At 48.2% G+C, this 24,610-nt stretch carries 23 protein-coding genes; 4 read left to right on the top strand and 19 right to left on the bottom strand.

The features are described from left to right. Window positions 1-91: 91 nt before the first annotated feature. The 3 genes from C508_RS0101015 to C508_RS0101005 are packed head-to-tail and all read left to right on the top strand — an operon-like array spanning window position 92 to window position 3,206. Entirely contained in the window at window positions 92-742 is a 651-nt protein-coding gene (locus C508_RS0101015; RefSeq protein ID WP_018701664.1) for a C39 family peptidase, read from the top strand. 22 nt (window positions 743-764) lie between these two features. Beyond that, window positions 765-2,213: a dipeptidase gene (locus tag C508_RS0101010; RefSeq protein WP_018701663.1), complete on the top strand. Its 1,449-nt coding sequence runs from the start codon at window positions 765-767 to the stop codon at window positions 2,211-2,213. Between the two features lie 12 nt (window positions 2,214-2,225). Then, window positions 2,226-3,206, top strand: coding sequence for a hypothetical protein (locus C508_RS0101005; RefSeq protein WP_018701662.1), 981 nt, complete (start codon window positions 2,226-2,228; stop codon window positions 3,204-3,206). A gap of 31 nt (window positions 3,207-3,237) precedes the next feature. On the opposite strand, the gene C508_RS0101000 is transcribed toward C508_RS0101005, so the two are convergent. Beyond that, on the bottom strand, window positions 3,238-3,708 hold the full coding sequence (locus C508_RS0101000) for a M41 family metallopeptidase (protein ID WP_018701661.1): 471 nt from the start codon (window positions 3,706-3,708) through the stop codon (window positions 3,238-3,240). Between the two features lie 194 nt (window positions 3,709-3,902). Between C508_RS0101000 and C508_RS19245 the strand changes: the two genes are divergently transcribed. Then, window positions 3,903-5,900 (top strand): sensor domain-containing diguanylate cyclase, encoded by a 1,998-nt coding sequence (locus C508_RS19245; protein ID WP_018701660.1) that lies wholly within the window; start codon window positions 3,903-3,905, stop codon window positions 5,898-5,900. Window positions 5,901-5,937: 37 nt separating this feature from the next. Here C508_RS19245 and C508_RS0100990 read toward each other — a convergent pair whose 3' ends face one another. The 18 genes from C508_RS0100990 to C508_RS0100905 form a co-directional block, all read right to left on the bottom strand. Continuing rightward, on the bottom strand, window positions 5,938-6,846 hold the full coding sequence (locus C508_RS0100990; protein ID WP_018701659.1) for a 5'-nucleotidase: 909 nt from the start codon (window positions 6,844-6,846) through the stop codon (window positions 5,938-5,940). Between the two features lie 254 nt (window positions 6,847-7,100). Then, window positions 7,101-7,448: a response regulator gene (locus tag C508_RS0100985; protein WP_018701658.1), complete on the bottom strand. Its 348-nt coding sequence runs from the start codon at window positions 7,446-7,448 to the stop codon at window positions 7,101-7,103. A gap of 1 nt (window position 7,449) precedes the next feature. Continuing rightward, on the bottom strand, window positions 7,450-8,184 hold the full coding sequence (locus tag C508_RS0100980; protein ID WP_018701657.1) for a DUF6282 family protein: 735 nt from the start codon (window positions 8,182-8,184) through the stop codon (window positions 7,450-7,452). A gap of 224 nt (window positions 8,185-8,408) precedes the next feature. Beyond that, the gene (locus C508_RS0100975) at window positions 8,409-9,263 is read right to left on the bottom strand and encodes a MurR/RpiR family transcriptional regulator (protein WP_018701656.1); all 855 of its coding nucleotides are present in this window, start codon (window positions 9,261-9,263) and stop codon (window positions 8,409-8,411) included. Between the two features lie 141 nt (window positions 9,264-9,404). Continuing rightward, entirely contained in the window at window positions 9,405-9,923 is a 519-nt protein-coding gene (locus C508_RS0100970) for a 2-oxoacid:acceptor oxidoreductase family protein (protein WP_018701655.1), read from the bottom strand. Continuing rightward, entirely contained in the window at window positions 9,923-10,738 is an 816-nt protein-coding gene (locus tag C508_RS0100965) for a 2-oxoacid:ferredoxin oxidoreductase subunit beta (RefSeq protein WP_018701654.1), read from the bottom strand. Before C508_RS0100965 ends, C508_RS0100970 begins: the two co-directional genes overlap by 1 nt. Next, window positions 10,735-11,883 (bottom strand): 2-oxoacid:acceptor oxidoreductase subunit alpha, encoded by a 1,149-nt coding sequence (locus C508_RS0100960; protein WP_018701653.1) that lies wholly within the window; start codon window positions 11,881-11,883, stop codon window positions 10,735-10,737. Before C508_RS0100960 ends, C508_RS0100965 begins: the two co-directional genes overlap by 4 nt. Next, a complete protein-coding gene (locus tag C508_RS0100955) occupies window positions 11,880-12,080 on the bottom strand; it encodes a 4Fe-4S binding protein (protein ID WP_018701652.1) in 201 nt (66 codons plus the stop codon). The genes C508_RS0100960 and C508_RS0100955 overlap by 4 nt, the downstream gene beginning before the upstream one ends. Before the next feature lie 42 nt (window positions 12,081-12,122). Then, entirely contained in the window at window positions 12,123-13,094 is a 972-nt protein-coding gene (locus C508_RS0100950) for an amidohydrolase family protein (RefSeq protein WP_018701651.1), read from the bottom strand. Window positions 13,095-13,132: 38 nt separating this feature from the next. Then, the gene (locus tag C508_RS0100945) at window positions 13,133-13,825 is read right to left on the bottom strand and encodes an RraA family protein (protein WP_018701650.1); all 693 of its coding nucleotides are present in this window, start codon (window positions 13,823-13,825) and stop codon (window positions 13,133-13,135) included. Between the two features lie 54 nt (window positions 13,826-13,879). Then, window positions 13,880-14,851, bottom strand: a complete 972-nt coding sequence (locus C508_RS0100940; protein ID WP_018701649.1) for a 2-hydroxyacid dehydrogenase — start codon at window positions 14,849-14,851, stop codon at window positions 13,880-13,882. A 16-nt stretch (window positions 14,852-14,867) separates the two neighbouring features. Beyond that, window positions 14,868-16,325, bottom strand: coding sequence for an SLC13 family permease (locus C508_RS0100935; protein ID WP_018701648.1), 1,458 nt, complete (start codon window positions 16,323-16,325; stop codon window positions 14,868-14,870). A 36-nt stretch (window positions 16,326-16,361) separates the two neighbouring features. Then, complete coding sequence (locus C508_RS0100930) at window positions 16,362-17,234, bottom strand: NAD(P)-dependent oxidoreductase (protein ID WP_018701647.1); 873 nt, start codon at window positions 17,232-17,234, stop codon at window positions 16,362-16,364. 29 nt (window positions 17,235-17,263) lie between these two features. Continuing rightward, complete coding sequence (locus tag C508_RS0100925) at window positions 17,264-18,694, bottom strand: DASS family sodium-coupled anion symporter (RefSeq protein WP_018701646.1); 1,431 nt, start codon at window positions 18,692-18,694, stop codon at window positions 17,264-17,266. Window positions 18,695-18,749: 55 nt separating this feature from the next. After that, a complete protein-coding gene (locus C508_RS17470) occupies window positions 18,750-19,253 on the bottom strand; it encodes an HD domain-containing protein (protein WP_018701645.1) in 504 nt (167 codons plus the stop codon). A 30-nt stretch (window positions 19,254-19,283) separates the two neighbouring features. Next, window positions 19,284-20,426, bottom strand: a complete 1,143-nt coding sequence (locus C508_RS0100915; RefSeq protein WP_018701644.1) for a metallo-dependent hydrolase — start codon at window positions 20,424-20,426, stop codon at window positions 19,284-19,286. After that, window positions 20,426-21,673, bottom strand: coding sequence for an MFS transporter (locus C508_RS0100910; protein ID WP_215731940.1), 1,248 nt, complete (start codon window positions 21,671-21,673; stop codon window positions 20,426-20,428). The genes C508_RS0100915 and C508_RS0100910 overlap by 1 nt, the downstream gene beginning before the upstream one ends. Before the next feature lie 319 nt (window positions 21,674-21,992). After that, window positions 21,993-24,596: a cation-translocating P-type ATPase gene (locus C508_RS0100905; RefSeq protein ID WP_018701642.1), complete on the bottom strand. Its 2,604-nt coding sequence runs from the start codon at window positions 24,594-24,596 to the stop codon at window positions 21,993-21,995. Between the last annotated feature and the right edge of the window lie 14 nt (window positions 24,597-24,610).

Here is a 24,610-nt window from a genome sequence, read left to right as displayed (position 1 = left end):
AAAATTCTTCTTGGAGGTATTTATTGGAAACCAGAGAATATGTATTATATTTGGAAAAACAAGGATTCTTCATTCGACAAAGGAGGCCCCCATGAAAAAACGCTATCTTTTTACTATTTTTCTGCTGCTATCTCTAAGTCTAGTACCTTTAGCAAGCAATCTAGCTTATGCAAGTTCCGCCCCATCCCTATCGAATGTTAAAAACCTGATTCGCGTTCCGCTGACGCGCCAAGACACCGACTATACCTGCGGCATCACCGCCTTACAATCCGTTCTTGGTTACTACCAAATTGACAAACGTTTGGATATGCTGGCTGCGGAAATTAAACCGACTTCCCAAGATGGCACAAGTTACCTAAATATGGCTAACTATGCCGCCTCTTTGGGCTTGAAAGTTTCCATGCGTACAGGAATGACCTTAGAAGAACTCAAAAAACATATTGACCAAAAAGAACCGGTACTGCTGGCCATTCAAGCTTGGTCCGACACCAAAGGCAGCTATGGTTCTTACCAGAGTGAAGACGGTCATTATGTTGTCGCCGTTGGCTATGACGAAAACAACGTCTATTTTATGGACCCTTCTACCCTAGGGCATTACACCTATATTCCTATAGCGGAATTCATCACCCGTTGGCATGATTACGATTCCTTCGAACATACACCTATCAATCGCTTCGGCCTGATTTTGACCAAACCGCAGACAGCCCCCTATAATCCCGAAATAATTACACCGCTTGATTAATTTCAAAAGGAGCTGACCACCCATGCCAAAGTTTAAACTATCTCAGGTCCAAGCGCTTTGGTTCGCCATTCTCTTGGCCCTGTTTCTTGCACCTGCCGATGTGTTAGCCAATCCGGCGGCGACAGCCGATAAAACAGATCGTCCATCGGCTGTCGTAGAACGTTGTTCTTCTATCATCGTCGGCAAAGAAGCCACCAAGGACGGCTCCGTACTCCTAGCCCACAACGAAGACCTGGCAAACTATTGCGCGCACCACTACGTGTATGCGCCTCACTCCAAACACCTGCCCGGCGAAACCGTAACTCTCTTTGGCGGAACCATCATCCCCCAGCCTGCCGAAACCTACGGCTACTCCGCCACCAAAATTTTCGACAAAGCCTATTCTCCTGGAGATATTACTAGCGGCGTCAACGAGCATCAAGTAGCCATCGCCAACAATATGTCCTATCGCCGCGACGCTCCAGTTGTATTGCCAATAGAAGGCCGTATCATCTGGACGGAGTTGACGCAGTTGGCCCTGGAACGGGCTAAAACCGCCCGGGAAGCGGTGGAAATCATCGGCGACCTGGTACATACCTATAAGCTAGGGGGAGATTCAGGCGCCATGTTTGCCGTCACCGACGTCAATGAGGGCTGGTGGGTGGAAGTAACCTTGGAAGGACAATGGGCCGCCCAGCGAGTGCCGGATAATTCCTTTGGCGTCAGAGCCAACATCTTCCGCATCGGCGAAATTGATTTTGCAGACTCCGAAAACTTCAAGTATTCCTCCGATGTCGTAAGTTATGCCCAAAGCATGGGCTGGTACAAAGAAGGAGAGCCGTTTCATTTTGCCAAAACCTATGCCGCACCGGAAAAACTGAACGACCCCTACAATACCCGACGTCAATGGAGGGCGGAAGAAATGCTGGCGCAGCAGCCGAGACAGCTGACCCCCGCCTCGATCATCGCCGTCTTGCGCGATCATTACGAAGGAACCCCTTACGACTTGACCAACGGCTACAAAAAAGGATCCCCCCATCAAACCGACGAGCGAACCCTTTGCAGCGCCAACACCGAAGTCAGCGTCGTTTGCCAAACACGCTCCTGGCTGCCGGCGGAAATCGGCGCTATCACCTGGCGAGCCATGGCCACGCCTTGCACCAGCGTCTTTACACCCTGGTATTACGGAAATCCAACCATTCCGGAAGCATTTAAAAACGGCACCAATCTCTATACCGAAAACTCCGCCTACTGGACTTTCCGCGATCTTTCCCGTTACGCCGATGTGCGTTACCAAAGCGTGAGCAGCGCCATTCATAAGCGCATAGCGCTCTTTGAGCAAAAAGAATTTGCCGCCCAGCCCCAATGGGAACAAGAAGCCCTGCGCCTCTATGGAAAAGATAAACAGCAAGCCATTCGCTTCCTCGCAGAAACTACCAACAACTTAGCCACGCAGTCCGTACAGTTGGGCGATGCGATGCGGCGTCAATAACCGCGATACTCTATGATATATTTCGACAAACACCGCTACAAAAAAACAGCCTGGCTGCCAATATTGGCAGCCAGCTTCCTGCTTCTGGCCTCGGCAGAAGCTTCGCCGCTCCGAGTTACGGGGGACGTTTCCACTACCTATGAAAAAGACTCCTATAGCGACCAGCCAACAATCTCCGGCATCACGCATACCTTGCGGCTTATGTTCGAAAAAGACCTGTCGTCAAATTGGTCAGCGTATACGCGTCTTGGCTGGGAGTACACGTCGCAGCCCGCCCTGGCTGACTTCAATACCGCCAATGACGCCTACGGCCCGGACCGTCAGGCCGTGACAACGTTGGATCAATTCGGTCTTCTTTATAAAACACCGAATCTCACCTGTAAAATTGGCCGTCAAGAAGCCAGCATCGGCAAGACCGAATTACTCTACAGCCGTCCCGCCACCTATATCGGACGCACTTATTTTGTCGATGGCGTCACGGCCGCCGCTTCTGCGGGAAAGTGGGAATTCGACTTCATAGCGGCGCGGGAAGACAACCCCGGCAGACAAACCAATAAACTATACGCCCTGCGCACAGGCTACCACCCCGCCACCGGCTTGAACTACGGCTGCACCCTAGCGCAATACCAGTACAGCAGTGGTGAGCGCACCCGCCACTGGGCGATTGACGCCGCTTGGCAGCTTGGCAAAAGCACCTTTTCCGCCGAGCATACCCAGTCCAATGCCGCTTCTGATAACAAAGCCTTAGCGGCTAGCTGGGCCTATGACCTTGATGACAAAAACACACTCTGTCTTACTACTTTTCACGTGGAACAAAACGGTGATATGGGCAAACAGACCGGATTCGACAACGACTGCCGCGGCGTATACTATGCCCTCACCCGCAAAATTACAAACCGCGATTCCCTGGATATTTTGTATGCCAATCAAACGTATTTAAGCACCGGACAAAAAAAGCGCAAACTTGTCGCCACCCTTAGCCATACCTTTTAAAGACCTCCCTATGCGTCATGAAAAAACCGCTTTACCAAGAAGCGGTTTCCATGACGTTTTTTATTTGTTCCTCCGAAAGTGTTTTCACCTTCAACAATTCCTCCGCAACGGCTATAATATGCCGCTGCGTCATGGGCGCGCCAATCGTGCTAAAAGCCATGCGACAGACACTGTCATGCATTTCATCTTTTTGCCGCTCGCTCATTCGACCCAGAAGGCGTTCGAACTTCTTCATATCCTCCAGGGCGCGCGACTCTTCTGGCTGAATCCCCAAAATCAAGTTTTCCGCCGCTAGGCCAGCTAACAAGATTACGCCTTCCCGAAACAAACGCTGCCCGTTTACCTCTTGAGAATCCTCTAAAGAAAAAAGCAGCCCGCCGTTATTACACTCACTGAGAAGGTCGCCCCTCGGCGCGATTGTCACATATTCAACCTGCCTCCCCCATAGTATTGACGCCACTGCATGCCCTGCTTCATGAACAGCTATAGTATATAAATCCACGCTCCAGCGCTCCTTTCACGCATTAGTCTAGGAAATTGATCTTCTAGATACAACCAGGCAATTCCTTTCGCAAGCTTTCTGTTTTAGGTGTTTGTAACTTTATAAAGATAAGTATTGTCTATGCAAGGAAAATCCCCGCATCGGCTCGAACTAGGTATTACATTAGCAAAAAGACCATCAGGAGGAGTATGGCTATGAAAGCAACGAAAATGGCAGACGATTTGTACATGCTCATATCCCGCCGCCTGTTACTGTTTGTCTACCTCCTTCTATTTTTGATAGCAGTGGCTAGCTTTGATAATCTATTAGCCTTCCGTATAAATTCCTCTTTGGATATTGCGGAAAGAAACCTGCTGACGGTGCAAACGTCCATTGGCGACGCTTCTACGAATGCCGCCAATCATCTGCGCATTTTACAACATGTAGCTCAGGAAAATTTTTCTGAAAACCGACCTTCTTCCCTGCATCCCTTATTCTTGGCTTTAAAAGAAAATCCAGATAAAAAAAGCTACTCCCTACAAACGCTCCCTGCGCAACTAAAAAAAGAAGACTGCAGCTATTTGGTTGGCGGCGGTACGCTTCCCGAGGCGGCAAGCTCCAAAGCAAACGAAATAGAGCTTGCCTTGCGGCTTAATCCCTTATTAAAGGATATTAAGCAACAAGTGCCAAGCGCCACTTGGATCTACTACTATTCCGCAAATTATTTTATTAATATGTACCCCTTTGAACCTCAAGCTCTCTTGTGGTCTGACGTTTGGATGACCCACCCGCTGTTTACCGAAACCAAACCAGATAAAAACCCCCAGCGCTTGCTGCGTTGGCATGAAGTTTATGTAGACGAAGCCGGCAAAGGATTGATGACCTCCCTTGTCGCCCCTGTGTTTGATAAACAGGATCACTTTAGGGCTATGGTTGGCATTGACTTCACCCTTGGCAGCTTACGCCAATATTTGAGCGGCCCAGGCTTAGAAATAGGCACTCCCTTATTAGTTGATAATCACGGAAATGTTTTGGCTGATCCAGTTCAGGACAGGTTAGCAGAAACGAAAGTTCCTCAATTGCAAGATTTGCTGCCGCCTCCATTGCAGGCAAGTGCAAGTACGCTTCTAACACTGCCTGCTAATCAATACCATGATATAGCCGGTTGGAAAGTTTTTGCGATGGACATTGAAGATACGCCGTGGCGCCTTATTTTCATAGTAGATCTAAGCAGCCTCTGGTGGCAAACGCTTTCCAGCATGTGGGTTGAAGCGCTCGCGCTTTTCCTGTTATTAACAGTCTTAGGCGGAGTAGACCAACGCTATCGTTTATCTCAAAATTTGCTTATGTTTAAAGCCGCTGTAGACAGCAGCATAGCCGCAATCATCATTACCGATATACAAAGCCGAATTCAATATGCAAATGACAGTTTTACCACCATGACAGGGTATTCTTCTCAAGAGGTTGCAGGTAAAAAAATCAGCCTTTTAAAGTCAGGACAAACGCCGCAAACAACCTACCGCCATTTATGGAGCACGGTTTTAGCGGGTGAAAGTTGGAGAAACGAACTGCTAAACCGCAAAAAAGACGGAACTCTTTATTGGGCAAGCATATTAATTTCTCCGGTTACCAGCAAGCATACCAACCGTTTTTTTATTGTTGTCATGGAAGATATAACCGAGAGAAAATCATTGCAAGAAAAACTGCACGCACTTGCTACAACAGATGAGCTAACCGGGCTTACTAATCGCCGTCACTTTTTTGAAATTGCAAAAAAAGAATTGGCTCGCGCCGCTCGCTACACCAAGCCCATTTCCGTTTTAATGCTTGACATCGATTATTTCAAACAGGTAAACGATACTGCCGGACATGCGGCCGGCGATTTGCTGCTGCAAAAATTTGCGCAGCACTGCTTATCTCTCATTCGTCCTCAAGATTGCTTGAGCCGCTTAGGGGGAGAAGAATTTGCCCTGCTTCTTCCGGAAACAACGCTAGAGCAAGCTTGGATTTTAGGAGAACGCATCAGAAAATCATTGGAGCACGCTCAATTCGCCGTATCCTCAGATGCAACAACAACCATCACCTGCAGCATTGGAGCCGCACAAAAGCTCGACACGGACGACACTTTTGAAGCACTGCTGTCTCGGGCCGACGCCGCTTTATACGTCGCTAAAAGCAATGGTCGCAACCGGGTTTGCAAGGCCCCTCAATAAAGGCTCAATACCTTATTCCTATCTTTGAAAACAGATTTCATCCGTTTTTCACGCCGCTTGGCACATGTCCTGTAGGCACTACCTTCGAGGCGCTGAGACAATACGTTTGTTGATCATCAAAAAAGATGTGCGGTCGAAAGCTTTCCAAGACAGCCGCCTTATCCAGCCCGCCTAAAAAGAACGCCTCATCGACGCTGACGCCCCAGGCGCGCAATGTTTTAATGGCCCGCTTATGCGCCGGGGCGTCCCTCGCCGTCACCAAAGCCGTCCGAATGGGTTTTTCTCTCTGGTCCGCAAATATTTTTTGCAAATTGTTCAACGCCGCCAAAAAGGACTTAAACGGCCCCGCCCCTAAAGGCTCTTCGCTTTTTTCCGTTTCGTGCCGCTTAAAAGCCGCTAGACCGTCCGCTTGAAATACCCGCTCCGCTTCATCGCTGAAGAGCACCGCATCCCCGTCAAAGGCAATCCGGATTTCCCCTGCGTCATCCAGCTGTTCGAGGTAGGAACCTTTGTAAATCGCCGCACTGGCATGACCGTTTTCAAGAGCCAGCTTTACATCCTCTGCGTTGGCGGATAAGAACAAGTCAGCTCCAAAGGATTGCAAGTATTTATAAGGCGTTCTGCCGCGTGTAAAGGCGGCGCGCGTAATCCCCATGCCGTACGTCTCAATCGCATTGAATACGCGCAACCCTGTATTAGGATCGTTTTTAGAGATCAGAATAATTTCTACCAGCGCCTCGTTTGTTTTCGGATGCCGCAGATCCAATAGACGCTTGATTAAGGGAAAAGCTACCCCTTCAGCAAGGGCTTCGTTCTCATGCTGAATTTGATACTCCGTATAAGCGGCTTCGCCCTCGTTCTCAAAAACCAGGTTGCTCTCATCCAAATCAAAGAGCGCCCGTGAAGATATAGCAATAACTAATTTTCCTTCTAATGAAACGGCCATCTTCCGCCTCCGTATTTCTTTATTAAAAACTATGCTTTGCTTTTCTAGATACTACTGAACAATTCCTTTGCAGACAACAAAAAACACGCTGCAAAAGTTTAATCTTTTGGCAGCGTATTTTTTTAACCAAAACGAAGACTTTGGCTACCTTCGTCCAGATGGTACCATCGCCCCTTGGAGTGTCGAACACTAAAATACCCCCTGATTTACAAGAGAACAAACAGCGCCCTATCTCCGCTAAGCACTTCGGGCCATTAGTAATAGGCTCTATCTACTGTCTTAGACTGCCTCTCCAGAAAAAGATTGCAAGTAAGATTCAAGCTATATTTTTTGATTGGCGGTCCCACTTTCACATAGTGCAATTCATAATCAAGAAACTTTTCATATACCAAAAAAGAAAAGTATTTACGTAATGTTGATTGTGATATTCCCAAAGCATCACTAATATCTTTTGCTGACCCGCTCTCGTTCTCAGGGTATTGTGCAAGAGTGCGCAAAATGACAACAACCGTGTCTTTATTAATGCCTTTAGGAAACTGAAACTGCTGATAGCATCCTATAAGATTATCAATCATCGCTATTTTTTCTTGTGCTTTTTTCATTTCATCTCCTCCAGCTTTCGCCTGATATTCTTTTATTCATTGCTTCTATTGCACTTAGAACTGCGCTATTGTTAAACTCCTTGTCAAGGCTTCGACGGACTTCTATGCGCAGTAAATTGTTGGCTAATCCTGTAGCCATTATCTCTTCCACGATCTCATTCTCCGCAGCATCGCCACAAAAATAACAATCTCGTTCAAAATACACACCTTCTTCAGCCAGCCGATTTTGCATAGCAAGAGGCATCTTGACTGCACATTGCGGATGCGCATTAACAATGATTTGCTTCACCCCTCTAGCTTTGCTGAAGCTCACCATTTGTTCCGCCTCTACAGGGTCAAGATAATCAATTCCCAACATGCAGCCAGCATTGGCCATAAACTCTAAAAGCTGATATATTTCAGGGAGTACCGTTCCCATCTCATTGGTAATCTGAAACTCATCACTGCAGGGCGCCATCCAAACACATTGAGCTCCCTTGAGAATAGCTTTTCTAACAAACTCTACACTTAGGTTTTGATTTATCGTGATTCCTTTTACATCATGAAGAAGAGCATTTTTATGATGTAAAAACTCCAACATGAATGCGGTTGAAGCGGTTTCATCTCGCAAAACAATTCCCGCAAAGCCTATTTTTTTAGCGTGCTCCACAACTTGCGTCAGCATTTCAATATCTGATTTTTTTTCAAATTCGCCACTAGTGGCAACTTCCTCGATCATGTCTAAGTATCTATGCATAAAATCATCCCCTTCACCTACCGCACCATTTATTCTTAAAACATATATAAAAAAAGGACACCCATGTTGCCATGGGTGTATCAATCCAAATGCCAGTTCCCTTCCAAAAGATACCAGCAAACACTGCACTATCATAAACACATAGAATACCCTAGCCAAGCCCAGGCATGCTCGTGTTGAGGGGAATCATTCACAAATATCGATTAGGCTTGGGCAACAACGGCTTATTTATATACATTCGAATCTAGTTCAGGCATAATTTTTTCAATCTCTTCCAAGCCGCGTTTAGCAGCGGCCCCGCGTTGAATACCCAAGCGCGTAATTAAATATTCTACGACAAACATAATACCCATATGTGAGTTTTGAAACGATAAACTTTCGAAAGAGCAAGGCAAAAAGACATCCGCCAGACTCACCAGCGGCGAAGAATAGCCATCTGTAATGGCGATGATTTTAGCGCCTTTTTCTCTGGCGATACGACTAATTTCATTGGTCCGTTTAGCATAGCGCGGCAGACTAATGGCAACCACAACATCCTCAGAGTTCAATTTAGACATAATGGACTGCGTCCGCACCGACTCAGGGTAAATCAGTTCGCATTCCGTACCTAAGCGAGTTAAGCCGTCACTTAGATAATGCGCCATGGGAAAGCTGCCACGCACACCGATGACATAGATGTTTTTTGCTGCAAGCAAGAAAGAAACCGTCTTTTCCAAAGCTTCATCCGATAAGAACTCGGCGGTTTTATTAATGTTTTTCACTTGCATCGCGGCACACTCAAGAAGTAACTGGTTATCTCCTACACGTTCCAAATTCTTCTCAAATCTCCTTGAAGGAGCAACTTTATCACGAACCAGCTCTTGCAAATCTTTCTGAAATTGAGAGTATCCTGTATATTGCAAGGCATAAGCCAAACGCATGATTGTCGCCACGCTCACTTTGGTTGCCCCAGCTAATTGCTCAACCGTTAAAAAAGCCACTTCGGTTGGATTTTTTAAAATATAATCGCCAACCTTGCGCTGTGCAGCAGTAAACGAATCTATTTGATCTTCCAGTAAATTCAACACATTTTTCTGCATAGTAACCCCACCATTTCACGTATCTATTTGGCTTAATTATACGCATCATGGCTAGCAATGTAAAATTTATTTCATTTACAGCTGCACAGCAAGGCCTGTGCATTGCCATTTCCTTACGGCAGAAAGAATCTATGCCTATTTTCAAATACCGTCAAAGCCGATTTGTAAGGCTTTCATGTTTTTCTCAATGGTTGCCGGCGGTACGCGTTTAGCAACCGCTTCTTTCACCGTTTCCATCGAAACCAGCCCCGAGGCTTTAACAAGCAAGCCGAGAGCAATAATATTAGCAAACAAGTCCTTCCCCAACTCGTCGACAGCCAGCCTGGTTATCGGCACTTTTACGAGACGAGGATGGTTCGGCGCTTGAGGTACTAAATCCTCATCAATAATCAACAAGCCATCCTTTTCAATATCGGCGGCATATTTATCCGCCGCTTGCTGTGTCATGGCCAGCACAATGTCCGGCGTGGTTACTTTCGGGTGATAGATAAAGGATTCCGCTAAAATCACTTCTGCTTTCGAAGCGCCGCCGCGGGCTTCCGGACCATAGGACTGGGATTGTACGGCTTCTTTTCCTTCCATAACAGCGGCTTCCGCCAATATGATGGCGGCCGTGATAACGCCTTGTCCGCCGGAGCCTGATAATCGAATCTGCTGCATTACCGTACACCTCCTGCACGGGAAATTACTTTTCCATACTCTTCTGCATACTCTGCGCGGGGCGCTTCATGAAGTACGCCGATCGGAAAGCGATCTTCGCGTTCTTCGGGTTTCATTTTTTCGTAAGCCCCAATCATGAGTGCTTTTTCATTCATCCAGCGCAGCATCGCCGAGGCATCTCCCAGCTTATTGCGTCGTCCGTAACCGATAGGACACTGCACTATGGCCTCAACTAAAGAAAAACCTTTATTTTCAATGCCTTTACCGATCATATCTGTTAAATGTTTTACATGATACGCGGTACTCCGCGCTACATAACTGGCGCCAGCCGCTTGGGCCAACAGGCACGGATCAAAGGGTTTGTCGATCGTGCCATAGGGCGCGGTCGTCGCTTTCTTGTCTAAAGGAGTCAAGGGCGAGGCCTGCCCTCCGGTCATGCCGTAGATGTTATTGTTGAAAAGAACTACCGTCAAATCAATGTTGCGCCGCATACCATGAATAAAATGGTTTCCTCCGATAGCCGTGCAATCGCCGTCGCCGGTAATCACAATGACATTCAGTTCCGGATTGGCCAGCTTAATGCCTGTGGCAAAAGGAATCGCCCGGCCATGAGCCGTATGCAGCGTATCAAAATTCATATAGCCGGAAGCCCGTGACGAGCAGCCGATCCCCGAGACAATGACTGTTTTGTCTTGTTCCAGCCCTTTTTCTTCAATGGCGCGCGCAATGGCTTTCATCGCAATGCCGTTGCCACAGCCAGGGCACCAGATATGCGGCAGCCTGTTTACACGAAAATATTTTTCGTAGCTTCTCATTTCGCCACCTCCTGATGCAATTTTTCAATGGCCTGGCCAATTTCGCCAGGGGTGAAAATTTCCGTATTATATTTTGGCAAGGATACGACTTGCGCTTGCCCCGCTACAGCACGCTCTACTTCATGCACAAGCTGTCCGTAATTCATTTCCGGTACCAGAATAGCTTTTACGTTTGCGCCGACTTCGCGAATAATTTTATCGGCAAAAGGCCAGATTGTCATCAAGCGAACCATACCCACTTTTACGCCTTTTTGACGGGCCGCTTCTACCGCCGCATACGCCGTTCTGGCCGTGCCGCCGTAGGCGACAACCGCGATCTCCGCATCATCCATAAAGAACGAGTCATAATGCGTAATCTCGTCTTGGACCTGCATAATTTTTTGATGCAAACGGTTCGTTACTTCTTCGGTCAGCTTGGCATTGCCCGAAGGAAAGCCTGTCTCATCATGCACCAAGCCGGTTACATGAATGCGATTTCCCGTGCCAAAGTCAGCCGGATTCGGCACCAGATCCTCCATGGGACGATAGGGCTGATATCCTTGCTCTCGCGTGCAAGACGGCTTGCGGCGCGGATAGATTTCAATTTCATCTTCTGTCGGCAATTCCACGCGTTCCCGCATATGTCCCACCACTTCATCAAGCAGCACGATGACAGGCGTGCGAAAGCGTTCCGCATAATTTACCGCTTTCACAGTAACCGTAAAGGCTTCATGAACCGTCCAAGGAGACAGGGCAATCATTGGATGATCCCCATGGGTTCCCCAGCGCGCCTGCATTACATCCCCCTGCGAGGGAGCCGTCGGCTGTCCTGTCGACGGGCCCACGCGCTGCACATTCACAATAACTGCCGGCACTTCCGCCAGCACGCCATAGCCAATCAATTCCTGTTTCAAAGAAAAACCGGGGCCCGAGGTGGCCGTAAGCACTTTCTTCCCGGCCAAGGCGGCCCCGAGGACCACTGCCATCCCGGCAATTTCATCTTCCATCTGAATAAAAGTCCCGCCTACTGCAGGCAAGTCTTTGGCCATTTTTTCCGCAATTTCCGTTGACGGAGTAATGGGATAGCCGCCAAAGAAACGTACGCCTGCCGCCAAAGCGCCTAAGGCGCACGCTTCATTTCCTTGAATAAGCTGAGCCTTACTCATGCTTCCACCTTCTTTTCCACGTAAATTGCATAGTCGGGGCACCGAAGTTCGCATTGACCGCACAGAATGCAGTCAGCTTCGTTTTTCACTGATATTTTCCCCAGACTATCAAGTTCTAAGATATGTTTTGGGCAAAAGGAAGCACAAATATTACATCCCTTGCAGCGCTCATTCAAAATGGTTATATTTGCAGCCATCATATCCTCCTCACATACTACACGTCCAATTTACAAAAGCATCTATTTCGAAAAGCCATATAACCGAGCTGGATTGTCCACTAAAATGCGTTTTCTCACGCTTTTCTCAGGAGCCCAATCCGCCAGCAAATTCAGCAAAACAGCATCATCCGGCTTCTTGTCCGCCGCTGCCGTAGGGTGCGGCCAATCGCTGCCCCAAACCACCTGATCTGGAGCCGTATCTACATACGCCTTGGCTACGGCGTAGCGATCCATATAGGAAGGAGCCCCTGTTTTCGACAAAATATACGCGCCTGACAATTTGACCCAGCATTTTTTCTGCTGCAGCATCGCCAAAATAACATTGAAGGCAGCATGCGTCACGCGCGGGACATGTCCTAAATGATCAAAGACAATAGGACAAGGTATCTTTTCCCAAATCGCCTGCTCTTTGACAATTTGATCGGCTTTGGCAACCACTTGCACATGCCAGCCCAACTCATGGATTCTGCGCGCTAAAGGAAGCACCATGCCAACATCGGTGACCCCTTTGGCAATGGAGAAATTGAAACGAATCCCTCTAACTCCAGCTGCATTGAGTTTATGCAGTTCTTGATCCTTTACCTTGGTGTCAACCACCGCAATGCCCCGCGCGGTTTCTAGGCCAAACTCTTTCAAAGAATCCACCAGCAAGCTATTATCAACGCCATAGGTAGAAGGCTGCACAATCACGTGGCGCATGATCCCCAACCGCTGCTGCAGCAATCGATACTCGGCTACCGTCGCATCGGGAGGCGTGAGTACGGCTCCCGGCGCCAACGGATAGCGCGCGTCATAGATATGATGATGACAATCGGTGGCATGCAGGGGCATTTTAAAATTCGGCCCCGCCGTACCGGCGGAATGGGGCACCTTTTGTCCCGCAGCCAAAAGCTGTGCCGCTTGCACCGGAACCTGCGCTCCCAAAACCGTGCCTACGGCGCAGCCCACCATACCGCCCAGAAAAGACCTTCGCGAAATCGTTTTGCCAGTCATTTCTCACCCTCCCAGCTATTTTCCATCAGCAGGATCGCTTAGTTGCAATAATCGTCAATAATTTCACAGCTGATTTTTTCCAGCGATTTGCCTACCCAAGACTTGTCGCGCGGGACGCGGTCTTTAATGCCTTGAATGATCGCCTGTTCTTTGGCCAGTTTCGCTTTGGCTTTTTCCAATACTACCGGCGCATCAGCCGGGCTAATCACAACAATACCGTCTTGGTCTCCGACAATAATATCTCCCGGATTTACGACTACGCCGCCGCAGCTGACAGGAACATTGATTTCTCCCGGGCCGTCTTTATATGGGCCTTTGGGCTGAACTCCTGCCGCATAGACTGGCATGTCCAGATCCTGCATGGCTTCCGAGTCGCGAATAGCGCCGTCAATGACTACGCCGGCTAAACCATTCACAGCCGCTTGGGTCATCATGATTTCCCCGGTAATGGCGTTGGCAATATCACCTTGGGCGTCGACAATAATGACATCCCCGGGTTGGGCTAATTCTAAGGCTTTATGCAGCATCAGATTATCACCAATTCGCGCTTTTACCGTAAAGGCAGTACCTAAAAGAGGTTTCGTATTAAAGGGCTTGATTCTTTGGTCCATGCAGAAAAAGCGGTTCATTTCATCTGCAATATTCGCCACCGGCAAGCCCTGAAATTCACGAACCAACTTTGCATCCGGACGATTTACTTTCAAATACACTCTGCAACCAACGTTTGACATAGTAATTCCTCTTTTCTTTGATAAATTAAAAGTTTTTATCGTATTGACGGTAAGCTATCTCGCCAAATACTCTGCATTCACCAAATCCGGTTTCTCTAAGGTAATTCCCCGGCTGACTTTAACGATGTTTTCCATGCAGCGTTTAGCCATGGCCAAATTGATATCTCTCGTGCTGCCCCCCATATGAGGCGTAACAATCACACGCTCTTGCCAAAACAACGGATTATCAGTCCCGGCCGGTTCTTTTTCCAAACAATCCAAGCCAGCGCCCAAAATCTCCCCGCTTTGCAGGGCTTCTACCAAGTCCGCTTCATTGATAAGGGCGCCGCGAGCTGTATTAATCAAAATGGCCGTCGGTTTCATCAACGCCAAGGCGGCTTTATCAATCATATGCCGCGTTCCTTCATTTAAAGGCACGTGCAAGCTGATAACATCCGAGGTTTTAAGAAGCTCCTCCTTTTCCAGATACACCAAATCCAGTTTTTTCTCTTCCTCTGCCGGCAAACGGAACACATCATAATAGTACACTTGCGCTCCAAAACCTTGTACTTTTTTAGCCACTAATTTGCCGATGGCCCCTAATCCTACCAAGCCTACGCGCTTGTTTTCCAAGGTATAGGAGCTGCTGCCCCAGGCGCCTTCCTGCCATTTGCCTGCCACTACATTTTGATGCAGCCCGACCAACTGCCGATATACCGCCAGCATCAAGAGTACCGCCATCTCCGACACGGAAGCCGCGTTCATGCCCGGCGTGATTGCCACTTGGACGTTATGCGCTCCGGCCGCTTTTACATCTACTTTGTCAAAACCTACGCCCCATCTTTGAATCAACTTCAGATTAGGAATACGCTCTATATCGGTTTCTCCCAAGCTCAAGATGCGCAGAATAACATAGTTTGCATCGGCTAATTGATCATACTCATTGGCTGAAGAAATTAGTTTCAACTGAAAGCCTGCGGGTGTTAATTGCTTCAGCATATCCTGTATTTCAGCGTCATAGGTTCCCGTTAAAGCAATGATTTCCATCCTGAATCCTCCTTACTCAAAAAAGTCCCAGCCAGCGCCAGTAGGTTGCCGCAACTACGGTATAGAGAACGACGCCTACAAAGCAAAGCATGCCGCCAATCTTGGGAAAGTCGCCTACCGTAACCATGCCAGTTCCCAAAACCAAAATATTCGATAAGGTATTGTAAAACATCAAGAAGGGAAAGCCGCCAATCAGCATACCGGTAGGCATGGCCAACGCCGCTGCCGGCAAGCCTGCTTCTGCCGCCAAGGCGACAATAATGGGCATAAACAGCACCGTTAGGCCAGTGGTACCAAAGAAGCCAAAACGCGAGTACTGTACAATAAACATTACAAAGGCAATCACCACAAACGAGGAGGCGCCAACCAATCCCAACGAGCTGAAGACCTTAAAGGCCAGCCATTTCGCAGCGCCGGTCTTCATCAGAAAGTGCCCCATCGCCAAGGCTCCGCCGCTCATCATCAAAATGTGATAAGCAGAATCTCGGTTAGTGTCCTTCCAAGTGATTACGCCGAACTTCGGCATAAAGAGCAGGCAAACCCCCAGATAACAGGCAATGGTTGTATCAATCTTGGTAATATCGCCTGTAGCCCACAAAGCCACTACCAGAACAAATACGCTTAAGGTTCGCCATTCGGCGCTGGATATTGGCCCCATCGCTTTCAAACTGGAGCGGATGTGCTCTACACCGCCTGGGATGGTCTCATGCTCCGGCTTGAACACCTTACGCAAAAACCACCAGGTAAAAAACGTCATAACAAGTGCAGGCGGCAAGCCGTACATCAGCCAATCCATGTAACCAATGGTTACGCCGCTGGCTTTAGCGATAAAATCGACAGTAATGGGATTGGGCACGGTCGCCGTGAGAATTCCCGGAGAAATACTTGAATTCGTAAAGGCCAAGGTCAGCAACAAATTGACCGCAAAAACAGAGCGACCTTCCTTTAGATCCCCTTCATTTGCTTTTTTGTACAAAGCGATAATCGCCAAGCAAATCGGCAGCAGTATCGCCGTACGAGCCGTTGTCGACGGAACCATAAAGGCCAAGGCAATATTGGCAATCGTAACGCCCAGCGTAATATTGCGCGCCGAACAGCCAATACGGTCCAGCAGCCAATACGTAAAGCGTTCCGCTAAGCGGGTCTTTTCCATGGCCGCCGCCAGCATCGTCGCTCCAATGAGCAGAAAAATGGGTGATGTTGCAAAGTCGGCCAACACCTGCGTAGTGGACCCCAGCTTCAACAATACAGCCGCCGGCAGTACCATTAAGCTTGCCACTGTTAATTCCACCGGTTCTGTTAGATACAAGGTCATGAGCCCTACTAAAATGGCCAGCGCATTTTGCCCCGCCTCTGTCAAGCCTTCGGGCGTCGGCATAAGAAGAACCGCCGTAAACAGCACAATTGTCAAAGGCATGCCAATTTGCTTGCGCCAATAACCAATTCCTGATTTCTTTTGAACAACTTCCGCCATAGATACCTCCCGCTCGCTTCCGCCAACCCGTTTATCTTACTCCTGCCAAGCTGTAACTACCTCTTGCCAAGTTGCAGGCGTTTTGCCGTTAAATTTTTCTTTGATATTTTTCGAAGCTAGCCAATTTAATCTTTCATGAGTAGCTTGAGCCATCGTCGGTTTAATATGAAGACCGTTAAGCATTTCCATTACGTTGAGCATTTCATGGGCCCGTCTTGCCGCATGAACCGCGCTGCCTGTAACCAAACGGTTAAAGGTTTCTTCAAAGGGACAAGCGTTCATGGTTCCCGCCAGCGATTGAAGCACCAAGTGATCCACCTTCATTTGCGACGCCGCTTCCAACACCTCGACAAACAAAGCCGGCAGCCCTTTCATAAAGATGCTGCGAATCAACTTGATCGCCGTCGCCTCACCAGGTACGTCGCTGATTTTTTCCAGCTTCATATGGTATGGCGCCATCACTTCCGCCAAGCGATCTTTGCCTTGACCGCTAATCAAGGTCGGCACTTTATGCTTGTACAGCGGCAGCGAACCCAGCATGGCCCCGTCAACAAAGTCCACGCCCAAATCCTTTACTTCGGCATCAATCTTCTTTTTGACATCCGGGGACGAGGCCGACACATCCACATACAATAAGCCGGCTTTCAAATCTTTTTTCAGTCCTTTCGCCGTCTCAAGAGCCTTATCGCCAGGAACTGCCACAATGACTACATCCACTTGGCTCAAAACGTCTTCCGGAGCCGCCACAAGGGTTACCCCTGACTTTGCCACTCGCTCTTGCAAAAGCGCCCCAAACTGCGGATGTCCTTGCATAACGTCATACGCCAAAATGCCTTCCAAGCCTTCTCCCTTAAAGCCAGTGGCCATTTCAAAACCAACTTCGCCAAAACCAATAAATCCTAGTTTCATTATTATATCCTCCTTTGAATTTTCACGGCTTACCATAATCCGATTAGTTTCCAATATCCCAGGCTTACGGTCATATGAAGAGCAAAACATAGGCTCGCAAAGACCGCTCCCAGACCCCAAAATTCTTTTTTCTCGTTATACCCAAACCCGAAGAGAACCACGCCCACCGCGCCTGTGTAATGAGTAAGATTCGAGGCAAAGGACGCCGAAAAGAACAGCAAGAAAGCAATAGGCAGCGCTGGCAAATTGGCCGCCGCCGCAATCGTAAACAAAACCGGAATCATTGAGGCTACAAACGAGCCTCCTGAGGCAAAGACATAACGAATCACAATACTAAAGAGCAGCATGCCCCCCATAAGAACCAGCGGGCTTACGCCCTCAAAGCTGACATTTTGCATAACAAGTGCTGCAAGCCAATCAAAAAATTTCGCTTTAGCCAGCGCCGCACTAATCCCCATAATGCCGCTATACCAAAAGAAGGTACTCCAGCCGCTTTTTGCATTTAAACAATCATCCCATGTAAGAAGTCCTGTAAGTATGCTGCCCCCTAAAAAAGCCAAGGCCACTGTAGACGCCTCAATTTTAGTAATGCTGCCTGTAAGCCAGCCCAAAACAGCCATGACAAACAAAGCTGCAAGAATTTTTTCCTGTTTGCTCATAGGCCCCAGCTTCGCCAACGCTTCATCCGCCAACGTCACATTGTCGATTGTTTTGATTTCCGAAGGATACAGCTTATTGAAAAGCCAAGGAATAATCAGCAAGACCAGCATTCCCGGCACAACGGCCGCCTGAAACCAGCTAAGCCAGGTAATATCTACTTTTAAAATTTGATTGGCAAAGCTGACAAGGAGCGGATTCATCGAAGTTCCCGTCAGAAAGATGCACCCGGTTGTGTTGGTAATTGCAAATAGCAATACCATAAAGTAAGCGCCGCAGCGTCTGCGGGTTTCACCAGGCAACGACCCCAGCGACGTCGCGATGTTTTCATAGATCGGCGTGATGATCGCGCCAGTCCGCGCAATATTAGAAGGGATGGCCGGAGACAGTATCAGGTCGGTAAAGGCCGCCACATACCCTAGCCCTAAAACCGTCCGCCCCATTTTGCGAATCAAAAAATAAGCAATTCTTGCCCCTAAGCCAGTCTTATGAAAGGTGGAACCAATCATAAAGGCCGTCAAAATCAACCAAGAAGCCGAAATGGAAAAACCAGTCATAAAAATAGCTTGTTTCTGCAGTAAAATGCCGATGGAACCTAAGGCAATCAATAAAATGACTGGTTCCGGATAGGGCTTTAAGACCAAGCCGATAATCGTCGCCAAATATACCGCAAACATGGTCCAGGCTTCATGTGATAATCCCTGCGGCGTCGGACACAGCAACAGAATAACGGCGACGCCTATGCAAATGAGAAACCGCCCCAACGAAGAATCAAGTTTGCCGGTTATCGTCTGCGCTGCCATCCTAGAGTTTCCCCATGGCCGAACGAATGCAGTCAAAATTCAACTCGTCCGCTTTTCATACCAGTACCGCTTCAGGACTGCGTTTAGCTGTATTGCCTTCGGTGGAATGCACAAAGATGCAATGCACAATTTCATCAGGCAGTCCGTGTATAGCCGCGACAATAGCGCCGGAAACAGGGTGCCTCAAAAGCGCTCCTTGTTTCGATTTTATCGACGGGCCGCCTTCGACTTTCTCCCATTCTAAAAACTTTCCAATATCATGCAAAATAGCGCTGGCAATGACGACGTCATGATCTAGTACATAATCGCCATTTCCTTTATAGGCTGCGTTGTATTCTTCCAGCAGCATTTTGCACATGCGCGTTACAATGCGATTGTGCTGCAAACAGGATACAGGACAACCAGTGAAGGATTTAATAAAAGGCATTTTGTCGTAATCCTCAACGGTCCAACCGCTTTTCTTCATGACATACTCATGGCAAGCAATAACACCTTGTTTAATTGTTTCGTCTTTGATCCAGTTGATTTCCGGGAATACTTCCAGCAACTTCTCTCTCATTTTTTCTCCTCCTTGCTAAATTAGGACCATTTAGAAATCCAGACTTCTGTAGGCAATGTTCCCGTTTAAAATGGTGGCTTGCGGAACCAAAATCTGAGTACAGGGTAAAATTTCACCAAACACATCTTCCATTTGCAAGTTGGTCTCTTTAAGTTTGAATATAGCTACATCCCCAAAGGCTCCAGGTTTTAAAGTTCCTAGTTTTCCCGCCATGCCCATTAACTGTGCCGGGGTCTGCGTACAGGCTCTCACTACTTGCGCCAACGACATTCCTAAATTTAAATATTTGGTCATAATATAAGGAAGTCCATAGACAGAGTGTTCAAAAACGCTGCTGCGCACCACATCCGTGCTGACCACGTCCGGAAAAAAGCCATCCTGCAAAGCCGCTTTGATTACGGCAAAAGCGTAGTGCCCTCTGCCATCGGCCGTGTCAAAGACAACGCCGCGCGTTCGCGCAGCCTGCACACTAGGTTCTACTCGCTTTTGCGCATTTAGAATAGTTGGTCCTTTGCCCTGGAAAACATGAGTATACGTATCGCCTTTGCGCAACAACGCAAGAAGTTCCGCTACTTCACAAGGAGGGTTTGTCGTATGCACAACAACAGGACACCGAAACTCTTCCGCTATTTCCACCGTTGCCGCTAACGGCTTAACGCCCCACTCTCCAACAACTTCTTTACTTTGCCGCAGCTTAAGACCTAACAGATGCGAACTGTATTTTTGCAAGAGCCGCCCCAGCGCTTCTTTGTCATATAGTTGCGGTGCAATGGGCTCTAGGGCCTTCGGCAAGGTTGCTAGGCCTGCTGGCGATACATGAAGATACGCAAAGGTCCTCACTTGATTCGCCGCTATCACTTGCATGAAGCTTTCAAAATTATTAGGGCCGGCACTGCCTTGGTCGACAACCGCCGTTACCCCTTGGCACAGCATCGTCGAATCAGCATGAATGCCAATATGAGTGCCCCCGGGAAAAACATGCGTATGGTAATCAATTAAGCCAGGCATAACAAGACAACCCTTGGCGTCCAGTACGCTCTTAGGAATAATCTCTTCCCCCGGAATCGGCTCGACGATAATGTTGTTTTTGATAAGCACATCGCCGTCTACCAGCTCATCTCGCGTCGGTTCTACGATCTTCCCGCCTTTAATCAGCAAATCAATCTGCATCATTACACCTTGCTTTCGCTTTGATTTAGATCCATAGGCTTAATAGCCGGGACAATTACAAGGACGGCAAACGCCGCAAAAAGAAGCAAAATGCCGCTGACTCCCAATGCCAACTGAAAGCTACCTGTAGCTTGAACAATGAATCCAGTTATCGACGGGGCCAAAATGCCGGCAACAGCGCCTACGGTATTCATACTGCCCACAACCGTACCGGTCATGCCTGGAGGCGAAACCTCCGTCGCTAACGTGAACATCATACCGCCAATCGTCGAGCCAGCTGCTACATTTAACGTAAGAATAGCAACGGCAATCATCGGATCATCTACAAAGCCGACAATCATAATCGTAGAGGCGCAAAGCTGCGCAAAAACAAGTACTCCTTTTCGCGCTACCGTTAAGCTGGCGCCGCGCCGCAGCAGCCAGTCCGACGCATAGCCTGCAAGCGGCTGGACCAGAAAAGCCGTAAAGAAAGGAAGCGATGCGTAAATACCCATTTTAAGAATGGAAAAGCCGCGCTCCATAACCAGATACGAAGGCACCCAGGTCAAAAACATATAGTAGAGATAGTCACCGCAGAACTTCGTCATAAAAATCCCTAAAGTACAGCGATTCGTTAAAAGCTGCCGCCATGGTGTCTTTTGCTTCGTTTTAACACTGGCGGTTTGCTCTCCAGCGACTTGTACGCGTTCTTCTTTATACCAGAAATACCAGAGCGCACACCAAAGCAAACTTCCTAAACCGGTAATAATAAAAGCCCAGCGCCAACTGTACTGTGAAATCAAGAAACCCATGATTATTGGCGTCGCCGCATACCCAAGGCGAGCGCCGGACAAATACATGCCAATGGCTGCGCCACGCTCTTTCGAGGGAATTTTATCGGCCGCCACTTTCGCCATCACCGGAAATACCGCCGCCTCGCCAACACCAACCCCCAAACGGGCCGCGATAATGCCAAACAAGCCTGTTACAACTCCGGTTGCTGCCGAAGCAAGGGACCAAATAGCCGCCGCCCAACCTAGAACCGGTTTAGCCCCATATTTGTCTGCCAGATTCCCCGCTGGAAGGTTGAATAAGGTATATGTCCAAAAAAACGCAGATAATGCAAGCCCCATCGTCCCAGGATCAATGTTCAAGTCTTTCATGATGACCGGAGCTGCTATTCCTAGACCACTTCGATCAATCCCCATTACAAACATACAAAGAAAGAGAACCCCGACCAATTTCATCTGTTGCCCTTTTGAATTAGCCACTGCACTTCGCCCCTTTTTCGCTGTAGTAATTTTTACTTCTTTTCTTTTTTGTAAAAATTATTTCTTTAATTGTAACAAATTATCTGTCAATGCAAAGTTTCAAATAATCAGTTTTTCAGATAAATACCATGCAATTCCTTATGCATACTCCTAATTTCAAGACCATTCTTTAAAATCAAAAAATATAAACGACAATGCTCAAAAGCAACATATTAGTTAATTATTGGCAAATAAAAAAGACCGCCTAACAAGGCGGTCAACATTTGAGCCATTCAATAGCGCTCCCATATGATATTGTACACTCACTTACTCGTACTCCCTATCTTTGCAAAAACAAGCGATAACTTTGGATAACCACGAGCGGCGTCAGCGCCAACGCATAGATCGCAGCATGTTGAGACGAAGTCAGGGCTGCAATTTCAAAGGCTCTGGCCAACGGAGCATAGTTCAATACGATTTCCAAAAGCAAACAACCGCAAGCCGCAGCCAGCCAAACATAAAGGTTACGAAAAACGCCCAGCGCCCAAAGGGATTCTTTACCTCTGCAGTTGAAGCCGTGAAACAGCCTAGCGAGACACAAGGTGGCAAAGGCCATCGTACTGGCAACCGCAGCGTTTCCGTCCGTCAGCCCTATATAAAATGCAGCCATGGTGCAAATAGCAATCAGCAAGCCCTCCCCGAAAATATGAACTGCAAACGCTTTGTTAATCATCGATTCACGCGCCTGCCTTGGCTTTTCATCCATAATTCGTTCATTATGGGCTTCAAGACCAATGGCTATCGCCGGCAAGCTATCCGTAAGAAGGTTGATAAACAAGAGGTGTACGGGCGCGAAAGGCACGGGCAGCGCCGCTACCGAGGCATATAGGACCGAAAGAATTCCTGCGGTATTGCCGGACAATAAAAACCGAATCGAGTTCTTTATGTTGGCGTAAATGGCTCTGCCATTGGCAATGGCTTTCACAATCGTAGAAAAGTTATCATCCGCCAGCACCATGGCCGCCGAATCCTTGGCTACTTCGGTGCCTGCAATCCCCATCGCAATGCCAATATCAGCCTGTTTAAGAGCCGGAGCGTCATTTACGCCGTCCCCCGTCATGGCAACCACATCCCCGCGGCTTTGCCAGGCGCGTACAATTCTTATTTTATGTTCCGGCGATACCCTCGCATAAACCGCTGCGTGCTCTACTCGCTCTTTAAGCTCCGCTTCGCTCATGCCGTCCAGCTCAACGCCCTCTAACGCTTCCTCGTTCCCCCGCAAAATACCGACCTGCCTCGCTATAGCCATAGCAGTACCCTTGTGGTCCCCTGTGATCATTACCGGTTTGACTCCGGCCCTTACACATTCCTCAACTGCGCCTAACGTCTCTTCTCTTGGAGGATCCATCATCGCAAGGAGGCCTAAAAAGGTCAATCCGTTTTCATCTGCCGCGGTAATGACTTGTCCTTCATCAAGCTCTTTATACCCCAGCGCCAGCACGCGCAAACCGTTCGAGGAAAAACCATAGATCGCATCGCGTATTTTTTCTAAGTCCGCCTCACTTACGGGCCTCTCGCCAGTAGAGACGGCAATACTCGTAATTTTCGAGAGCAGCACGTCGGGAGCGCCTTTCGTAATCATAAGAGGTTTGCCCGCAAAATCATGGGCCGTACTCATCAGCTTGCGCTCGGAATCAAAGGGCGCCTCGCCCACGCGTGGGAACTCCTCGCGGGCCTCCAATTCATCCAAACCATAGATTTCTCCCAAGCTGACCAACGCCACTTCCGTCGGGTCTCCGATTTCCTTGTCCTTCATCGTTACCGCGTCGTTGCAAATCATCGCCATAAGAACCAGCTTCTTTTCTAGCGGCTGTCCTAGATCTAGTTTATCAAAGGAACGAATCGTTTCATCGACAAATACCTTTTGCACCGACATCTTGTTTTGCGTAAGCGTGCCTGTTTTATCCGAGCAAATCACGCTAATGCTGCCCAAGCTTTCTACGGCATGGAGATTACGAATAATCGCCTTTTCCTTGGCCATTTTTTGCGTACCAATAGCCAGCACAATAGTAACAATCGCGCTTAGCGCTTCTGGAATGGCCGCAACCGCAAGTGATACCGCAAACATAAGAGATTCAATAAAATCGTGGCCGCGCACAAAGGTATTCAAGCCCAAAATAACAGCAGAAATAAGAAGAATCACAACGGCAAGCTTCTTGCCGAACTCGTCCAGGCTAACTTGGAGCGGCGTCTTTTTTCGTTCCGTTGCGCCCAGCAAATTAGCGATTAAACCAATCTCCGTAGCCATGCCGATTGCCGTAACGGCAACCACCGCTCTGCCATAAGTAACAAAGCTGCCGGAGAAAACCATGTTTTTTCGATCTCCCAAGGCAACATGCTCTCCGGCAATTGCTTGGTTCGTTTTTAAAACGCTCTCCGATTCTCCCGTCAAAGAACTTTCATTAACTTGCAGACTGAAGCATTCCAAGATTCGGCCATCCGCGCTTACATAATCTCCTGCGTCTAAAAACAAAATATCTCCCGCCAACAGTTCGCGCGAGGCAATTTCGACTTTCACGCCGTTCCGCATTACTTTCGCCTTAGGAGATGACAAGGCTTTTAAACTCTGCAAGGATTGTTCGGTTTTAACATATTGGACCGCGCCCAGCAGCGCGTTCAGCAAGACCACAATCATAATGACAATCGAACTCTCCCATTTCCCCAGCAAAAGAGAAAGTCCCGCTGCCACTATAAGAATCAGAACCAAGACGTCTTTGAACTGCTCCAAAAGCACCTCTACAAAGCTCTTTTTATCCGTTTCCAGTAGCTCATTAAAGCCTTGCTCCTGCCGCCGCCTGGTTGCTTCCGCGTCTGTCAGCCCCTGATCGCTTACGCTCAAGCTAGCTAGCGTATCTTCCACAGATTTTTGATAGTAACGATCCATTTTGAGCGCCTCCT

Source organism: Anaeromusa acidaminophila DSM 3853 (assembly GCF_000374545.1).
Classification (GTDB): Bacteria; Bacillota; Negativicutes; order Anaeromusales; family Anaeromusaceae; genus Anaeromusa; species Anaeromusa acidaminophila.
The sequence above is the reverse complement of the archived record's forward strand: the minus strand, read 5'-3'. Positions and strand labels throughout refer to the sequence as shown.

Excerpts from the sequence above, each read along its gene's own strand:
- C508_RS0100980 (WP_018701657.1), bottom strand. The coding sequence starts at position 8,184 with ATGCATAGATACTTAGACATGATCGAGGAAGTTGCCACTAGTGGCGAA.
- C508_RS0100975 (WP_018701656.1), bottom strand. The coding sequence starts at position 9,263 with ATGCAGAAAAATGTGTTGAATTTACTGGAAGATCAAATAGATTCGTTT.
- C508_RS17470 (WP_018701645.1), bottom strand. The coding sequence starts at position 19,253 with ATGAGAGAGAAGTTGCTGGAAGTATTCCCGGAAATCAACTGGATCAAA.
- C508_RS0100990 (WP_018701659.1), bottom strand. The coding sequence starts at position 6,846 with ATGGCCGTTTCATTAGAAGGAAAATTAGTTATTGCTATATCTTCACGG.
- C508_RS0100925 (WP_018701646.1), bottom strand. The coding sequence starts at position 18,694 with ATGGCAGCGCAGACGATAACCGGCAAACTTGATTCTTCGTTGGGGCGG.
- C508_RS19245 (WP_018701660.1), top strand. The coding sequence starts at position 3,903 with ATGAAAGCAACGAAAATGGCAGACGATTTGTACATGCTCATATCCCGC.
- C508_RS0100985 (WP_018701658.1), bottom strand. The coding sequence starts at position 7,448 with ATGAAAAAAGCACAAGAAAAAATAGCGATGATTGATAATCTTATAGGA.
- C508_RS0101005 (WP_018701662.1), top strand. The coding sequence starts at position 2,226 with ATGATATATTTCGACAAACACCGCTACAAAAAAACAGCCTGGCTGCCA.
- C508_RS0100940 (WP_018701649.1), bottom strand. The coding sequence starts at position 14,851 with ATGGAAATCATTGCTTTAACGGGAACCTATGACGCTGAAATACAGGAT.
- C508_RS0100905 (WP_018701642.1), bottom strand. The coding sequence starts at position 24,596 with ATGGATCGTTACTATCAAAAATCTGTGGAAGATACGCTAGCTAGCTTG.
- C508_RS0101010 (WP_018701663.1), top strand. The coding sequence starts at position 765 with ATGCCAAAGTTTAAACTATCTCAGGTCCAAGCGCTTTGGTTCGCCATT.
- C508_RS0100955 (WP_018701652.1), bottom strand. The coding sequence starts at position 12,080 with ATGGCTGCAAATATAACCATTTTGAATGAGCGCTGCAAGGGATGTAAT.
- C508_RS0100950 (WP_018701651.1), bottom strand. The coding sequence starts at position 13,094 with ATGACTGGCAAAACGATTTCGCGAAGGTCTTTTCTGGGCGGTATGGTG.
- C508_RS0100945 (WP_018701650.1), bottom strand. The coding sequence starts at position 13,825 with ATGTCAAACGTTGGTTGCAGAGTGTATTTGAAAGTAAATCGTCCGGAT.
- C508_RS0100930 (WP_018701647.1), bottom strand. The coding sequence starts at position 17,234 with ATGAAACTAGGATTTATTGGTTTTGGCGAAGTTGGTTTTGAAATGGCC.
- C508_RS0100970 (WP_018701655.1), bottom strand. The coding sequence starts at position 9,923 with ATGCAGCAGATTCGATTATCAGGCTCCGGCGGACAAGGCGTTATCACG.
- C508_RS0100965 (WP_018701654.1), bottom strand. The coding sequence starts at position 10,738 with ATGAGAAGCTACGAAAAATATTTTCGTGTAAACAGGCTGCCGCATATC.
- C508_RS0101015 (WP_018701664.1), top strand. The coding sequence starts at position 92 with ATGAAAAAACGCTATCTTTTTACTATTTTTCTGCTGCTATCTCTAAGT.
- C508_RS0100915 (WP_018701644.1), bottom strand. The coding sequence starts at position 20,426 with ATGATGCAGATTGATTTGCTGATTAAAGGCGGGAAGATCGTAGAACCG.
- C508_RS0100960 (WP_018701653.1), bottom strand. The coding sequence starts at position 11,883 with ATGAGTAAGGCTCAGCTTATTCAAGGAAATGAAGCGTGCGCCTTAGGC.
- C508_RS0100935 (WP_018701648.1), bottom strand. The coding sequence starts at position 16,325 with ATGGCGGAAGTTGTTCAAAAGAAATCAGGAATTGGTTATTGGCGCAAG.